The following is a 5,524-nucleotide window of genomic DNA, read 5'->3' as shown; positions in this document are numbered from 1 at the left end:
TCGGTCGTCGTCAGGTTGCCTCCGACAAGCAGGGCCTGCAGGTTCAGGAGCAGTTCGTCATCGCTCATGTCGGCTTCGCCGCTCGCCAGCAACTGGACCATGTCGGAGATGAGGTCGTCGCGAGGCTCTGCACGCCGGGCGACCATCAGCTCGGTGAAATAGGCGTCGAGCGCTTCGGCGCCACTCATCAGGCGCGCGGTTTCCGCCTCGGTGCGCATGGGGTTGAGACCGAGGATCACGTCTTCCGACCATTGGCGGAAATCTGCGAGCCTGCTCTCATCGACGCCAAGGATGCGGGCGATCACGAGGACAGGGATCGGCACGGCTATTGCTTCCATAAGGTCGAACGCGCCCTGATTTGGCGCCGCCGCGATCGTGTCGTCGATGATCGCCTCGATCTCGGGCTTCATCTTGTTGATGCGCGCATAGAAGGCCTTGGCCAGCGGCTGGCGGATGCGGGCATGGTCCGGGTCGTCGAGAAAGAGGATGCTGGTGCGCCGGCCGTCCGGATCGTCGTCGTCGACCAGCCGTCGGGGCAGCGAGCCTTCCTCCGCCTTGCTCGGCAAGCGCACATGGCTGCGGTCATTGACCAGGCCGCGCACATCGTCATAGCGCGTCAGCAGCCAGGTCTTCGCCATTTCGTCCCGCAAGACCGGGCAAGCATCGCGCAAGGCCTTGAGCGGCGTGTGGGGATCTTTCCGGGCTTCGGGCACGAAGGCTGAAATTTCAATGATGCTCTGGGGCACTTTCACCGGGCTGGTATCGTCTGCCATCTGATTCCTCCTGGAATTCTTGTTTTCCGGAGACTACCACAAGTCAGAGACACTGGCGCAGATGCCGTTGCGTCAGCCCAGCCGCTTGAACGGCATCGGGATGGCGGTTGCCGTAGCCTTGGCGACCAGTTCGCCGTCCGGGCCGAAACATTCGGCCTCCATGAAAGCGGCCGACCTGCCGAGCTTCAGGATGCGTGCCTCGACATGGGCCGGGCCCGGCATCAGGCGGCGCAGGAAGCTTGTCTTCATTTCGAGCGTCGGCGCGGTCATCGTCACGTTCGACGCGATGATCACACAGGTGCTCATCGCCTCGTCCAGCATGGCGGAGATGAAGCCGCCCTGCACCGCGCCGGTGGGGTTGGCGAACATCTGCGGGACGTCGAAATCCATGCGGATGCGCATCGCGTCCTGTTCGACTTCGGCCAGCGTCATGCCGAGCGTATCGGAACAAGGCGGTCGTTTCTTCGAGCCCTGGAAGCGGGCCAGCATGTCAGCGTCGCTGATGCGGGGCTTGTCTGTCTCTGCCAAAATCCCGGCGGCCTATTTGCGCCGGAAGGCGTCGAGATTCACGACCGTGCCTGCGTCGGCAGTTGCGCTATCCTCCGCGGTGGCTTCGAAGACAACGGCCGGTGCAATGACCTCCGCGTCCTTGTTCGTGTTCTCGAAGGTCAGACCGAAATTGACCGACGGGTCGACGAAGCGCGTGATGGCGGCATAGGGCACGAACAGGTGCTGCGGCACGCCGGAGAATTTCAGGATGATCTCGAAATGACCCTCGTTGACTTCGAGGTCCCAGAACTGGTGCTGCACGACGATCGTCATGTCTTCAGGGAAACGCTCAGTCAGGTAGTCGGCGACCTTCACGCCCGGCGCCTTGGTGCGGAACGTGATGTAGAAATGGTGATCGCCGGGCAGTCCGCCATTAGCGAGCGCGCGCTTCAGCGATTCGCGAACGACGCCCCGCATGGCCGCTTGGGTCAGCGCGTCATATCCGATGTAATCCGTCATGTTCGCTGTATCGCCCTCGATCCTGATGTTGGTAACTTCTTGTACACTATGCCCGGTCCCATTCCCCCGCAACGGGCTTCGCACGGCAGGCGAGGAAAAAAGCAGCACTCGCTCAATTGCAGCGGCTAAGAGTGGATTGCCTGATCCTGTAATCACCCCGCCAGTTGAGCCGGGGGCTGACCCTCATTATCCTCTCCCCCCGCAACGCGCGACGCGGTCAACCTCAAGAGAAGCACCGCATGCCCTGGGGACATGCGGTGCGAACGCTACCGGTGATCTGTGCCTGGCAGAGTCAGTAATTGCCAGGTGGGTCGCTCGCCGGAAACGACTCGTCGCTCTCTTCGTCAACCTCGTCCCATTCCTCCGGTGGGTTTTCCATGTTCTCAGGACCCGCAGGGCGGATTACCCGCACATCTTCCGGGCCGTCTTCTTTCTCCGTGGGCTTGCCTGACATGATGCGTCTCCATTCATGATTGCGTTTCTATCAACGCGGGATGGCGCGTAAGGTTGCCCCGACGGGTGGTTCCTTTCCGCACTGGCCAAGGCCCGTGGCGACGCATAGGAATGAGGGCCGGACGAGAGACTTGCAGGAGAAGACGAACGATGAAGATGCCACAGGCAGGCCGTGAGTGGCGCGATGTCCGCGCCGATATGATCGCACGTGGGGGCGGCGACGCTGCCTGGCGCGACGGCCGCACGGCCGTCTATGTCTTCAATGCCGGTGAAGACATCTCCCGCATCCAGCACGAGGCCTATGGACTCTACATGGCCGAGAACGGGCTTGGCCCCCTCGCCTTCCCAAGTCTCGCGCAGATGGAGAAGGACGTCATCGGCATGGGCCTCGACCTGTTGCACGGGCCGGACGGCGCGACCGGCGCGATGACCTCCGGCGGCACCGATTCGATCACGATGGCGATCAAGACGGCGCGCGACTATGCCCGCGCCAATGGCACGCCTCGCGAGGGCGCCAATATCGTGCTCGCCCAGTCGGCCCATCTCGCCTTCGACAAGGCGGCGCTGTTGATGGATATCGAGATCCGCCGCGTGCCGCTAAAGTCCGATGGCTCGTATGAAGCCGACCCGGATGCGATGGGCGCAGCCTGCGATGCTTCAACGATCATGATGGTCGGCTCGGCCCCCAGCTTCCCGCATGGCATCATTGATCCAATTGCCGCGCTGGGCGAGATCGTCGCCAAGAAGAATGTCTGGCTGCATGTCGATGCCTGCGTCGGTGGCTATTTCGCGCCATTCGCCCGGATGAACGGCGTGCCGGTGCCACCTTTCGATTTCGAGGTGCCTCAGGTGCATTCGATGAGCGCCGACCTGCACAAATATGGCTATTGCGCCAAGGGCGCTTCGACCGTGCTGTTCCGTTCGGAGGAACTCTACCAGTACATGCCCTTCGACATGGCGGGCTGGTCAGGCGCGCCGATGAAAACGCCGACCCTCGCCGGCACACGGCCCGGCGGAGCGATCTCTGCAGCCTGGGCAGTGATGAACACGCTGGGAGTTGCGGGCTATCGCGAGAAACAGGGCCTTGTTTGCGAAACGCGCGAGCGGATCGAGGAAGGCGTCAAACGGCTCGGCTTTGAAATCCTCGGCAATCCGATGCTTGGCCTGATGGCCTTCCGCCACCCGGACCACCACGCCTTCGCGATCTATGGTGAAATCTACCGGCGCGGCTGGTTCACCTCGGTCACCAAGGAGCCGCCGAGCCTGCACCTGATGCTGTCGCCCAAGCATGCCGAAATTGTCGACGACTACCTCGCAGACCTCGAAGCCAGCATGGCCACGGTCGCCGGCGGCGTGGCCGGACCGAAGGTTGAAGCGCGCTACAGCTAACGCCCAGGCGGTGGACGAAATCTGACAGAGAAAAAATCAATCTCGTGCGGTCGCAAATTGGCTCTATCCTCCGCTGATCGGCATTCCTCCGGAAAGATTTCCAGACATGATTTTTGACCGGGTGAAATCGCTCGACGCCATCCTGGCCACGGCTGAGAAAAAATCACTGCATCGTTCATTGGGCGCCTTCCAGCTGACCATGCTGGGCATTGGCGCGATTATCGGCACGGGTATTTTCGTGCTGACGGCCGCCGCAGCCCAGAAGGCCGGGCCGGGAATGATGTTCTCATTCATGATTGCCGGGTTCGTCTGCGCCGTTGCAGCGCTCTGCTATTCCGAACTGGCCTCCATGGTTCCCGTGTCGGGCTCGGCCTACACTTATACCTACGCCGTCATGGGCGAACTCCTCGCCTGGATGGTCGGCTGGGCCTTGATCCTTGAATATGCCGTGGCCGCGTCGGCTGTCTGCGTCGGATGGTCGGGTTACGTGATCGGGCTGATTGCGCATACGACCGGGCTTGGATTACCCGAATTCCTGAGTAGCGGACCGGCATGGGGCCTTGTCGGTTTCATGCCAACGGTCGATTTCAGCCACGGCGTGATCAACCTGCCCGCCATATTGGTGGCCGGCGCTGTGACCTGGCTCCTCGTCCTCGGCACCAGCGAAAGCGCCTCGGTCAATGCCGTCCTCGTGGCGATCAAGATCGTGGCCCTGACGGCCTTTATCGTGCTCAGCATGCCCCTCCTGAAGGGCGAAAATTTCACGCCCCTCCTGCCGACCGGAATTCTGGGCCATGACGGATTGGGGGTTGTCGGCGCAGCCGCCTCGATCTTCTTTGCCTATGTCGGCTTTGATGCTGTCTCGACGGCGGCTGAAGAGACCAAGAATCCGCAGCGCAATGTGCCGATCGGCCTGATCGGGTCGCTGGCAATCTGCACCATATTCTACCTCCTTGTCGCCGCCGGCGTGGTCGGAACCGTCGGCGCACAGCCGGTGCGCGATGCCGCCGGCATGGTCCTGTCGCCGGACGGCGTGACCTTCGCCAATCGCTGTGCCGAGTTGTCGGGACTTGGCGAAGCACCCATCGTCTGTTCCAAGGAAGCTCTCGCCGAAACGCTGCGGCGGATCAATTTCCCACTGATTGGCAACCTTGTCGGCCTGGCCGCCTCGATCGCCCTGCCCTCGGTTATCCTGATGATGATCTACGGCCAGACGCGCATCTTTTTCGTCATGGCCCGCGACGGCCTGCTGCCTGAAAGCCTGGCCGATGTTCACCCGAAATACCGCACGCCCTGGAAGATGACCATTTTCACCGGCATCGTCGTCGCTATTGCGGGTGCGTTCTTCCCGGTCAGCCAGCTGGCCGACATCTCCAATTCGGGCACGCTGTTCGCCTTCTTCATGGTGGCGTTGGCCGTCATGATCCTGCGCAAGACCGACCCTGATCGGCACAGGCCCTTCCGGACACCGCTGATATGGATCATTGCGCCCATCGCGGCACTCGGTTGTCTCGGCCTCTACCTGAACCTGCCCTTCATCGCGAAGATGGTGCTGCCAATCTGGGGCTCTATCGGCCTGCTGATCTACTTCTTCTACAGCCGGGGTCACAGCCATCTCGGGCGCGGCTCAGTCGAAGTCCACGAGCTAGATCCGGACGCACCGCCACAACCTGTGCCGCCAATCGACTAGGCATGCGGAGCGCTCCTTGCGGCATGCCTTGTTCGGCATGGCGCCTTGATGCAGTCTACGGGAAACCTCAGAGTTATTGTCAAATCTGGTGTTTGAGAGTTTTTGGTCATGCGGCGATCTGGCCAGTTTCGGTGGTTTCGATCCCGTCTTTGAATTTGACGCCGGTAATGACTTTGGCGAGGTAGTCAAAGCCGCGTAGTTTTCGCCAGTT

General features: G+C 61.7%; 5 protein-coding genes and 1 pseudogene. 2 read left to right on the top strand and 4 right to left on the bottom strand.

From position 1 onward, the window contains the following. The 4 genes and pseudogenes from ACESNB_RS17310 to ACESNB_RS17295 all read right to left on the bottom strand — a co-directional run. Positions 1-773: pseudogene (locus tag ACESNB_RS17310) on the bottom strand (hypothetical protein); the annotation flags it as partial. 72 nt (positions 774-845) lie between these two features. Then, positions 846-1,301: a PaaI family thioesterase gene (locus tag ACESNB_RS17305; RefSeq protein WP_373009592.1), complete on the bottom strand. Its 456-nt coding sequence runs from the start codon at positions 1,299-1,301 to the stop codon at positions 846-848. Between the two features lie 12 nt (positions 1,302-1,313). After that, on the bottom strand, positions 1,314-1,781 hold the full coding sequence (locus ACESNB_RS17300; protein WP_373009591.1) for an SspB family protein: 468 nt from the start codon (positions 1,779-1,781) through the stop codon (positions 1,314-1,316). Between the two features lie 292 nt (positions 1,782-2,073). After that, positions 2,074-2,235 carry a hypothetical protein gene (locus ACESNB_RS17295; protein ID WP_373009590.1) on the bottom strand — a complete coding sequence of 54 codons (162 nt, stop codon included), beginning with the start codon at positions 2,233-2,235 and terminating at the stop codon, positions 2,074-2,076. Between the two features lie 149 nt (positions 2,236-2,384). On the opposite strand from ACESNB_RS17295, the gene ACESNB_RS17290 reads away from it, so the two are divergent. Both ACESNB_RS17290 and ACESNB_RS17285 read left to right on the top strand, forming a co-directional pair. Beyond that, a complete protein-coding gene (locus ACESNB_RS17290; RefSeq protein WP_373009589.1) occupies positions 2,385-3,623 on the top strand; it encodes an aspartate aminotransferase family protein in 1,239 nt (412 codons plus the stop codon). Between the two features lie 106 nt (positions 3,624-3,729). After that, complete coding sequence (locus ACESNB_RS17285) at positions 3,730-5,313, top strand: amino acid permease (RefSeq protein WP_373009588.1); 1,584 nt, start codon at positions 3,730-3,732, stop codon at positions 5,311-5,313. Positions 5,314-5,524 lie beyond the last annotated feature (211 nt).

Source organism: Hyphomonas sp., assembly GCF_041689225.1.
In the GTDB taxonomy this organism is placed as follows: domain Bacteria; phylum Pseudomonadota; class Alphaproteobacteria; order Caulobacterales; family Hyphomonadaceae; genus Hyphomonas.
Note: the sequence above shows the minus strand (reverse complement) of the source record. Positions and strands in the feature narration are given on the sequence as shown.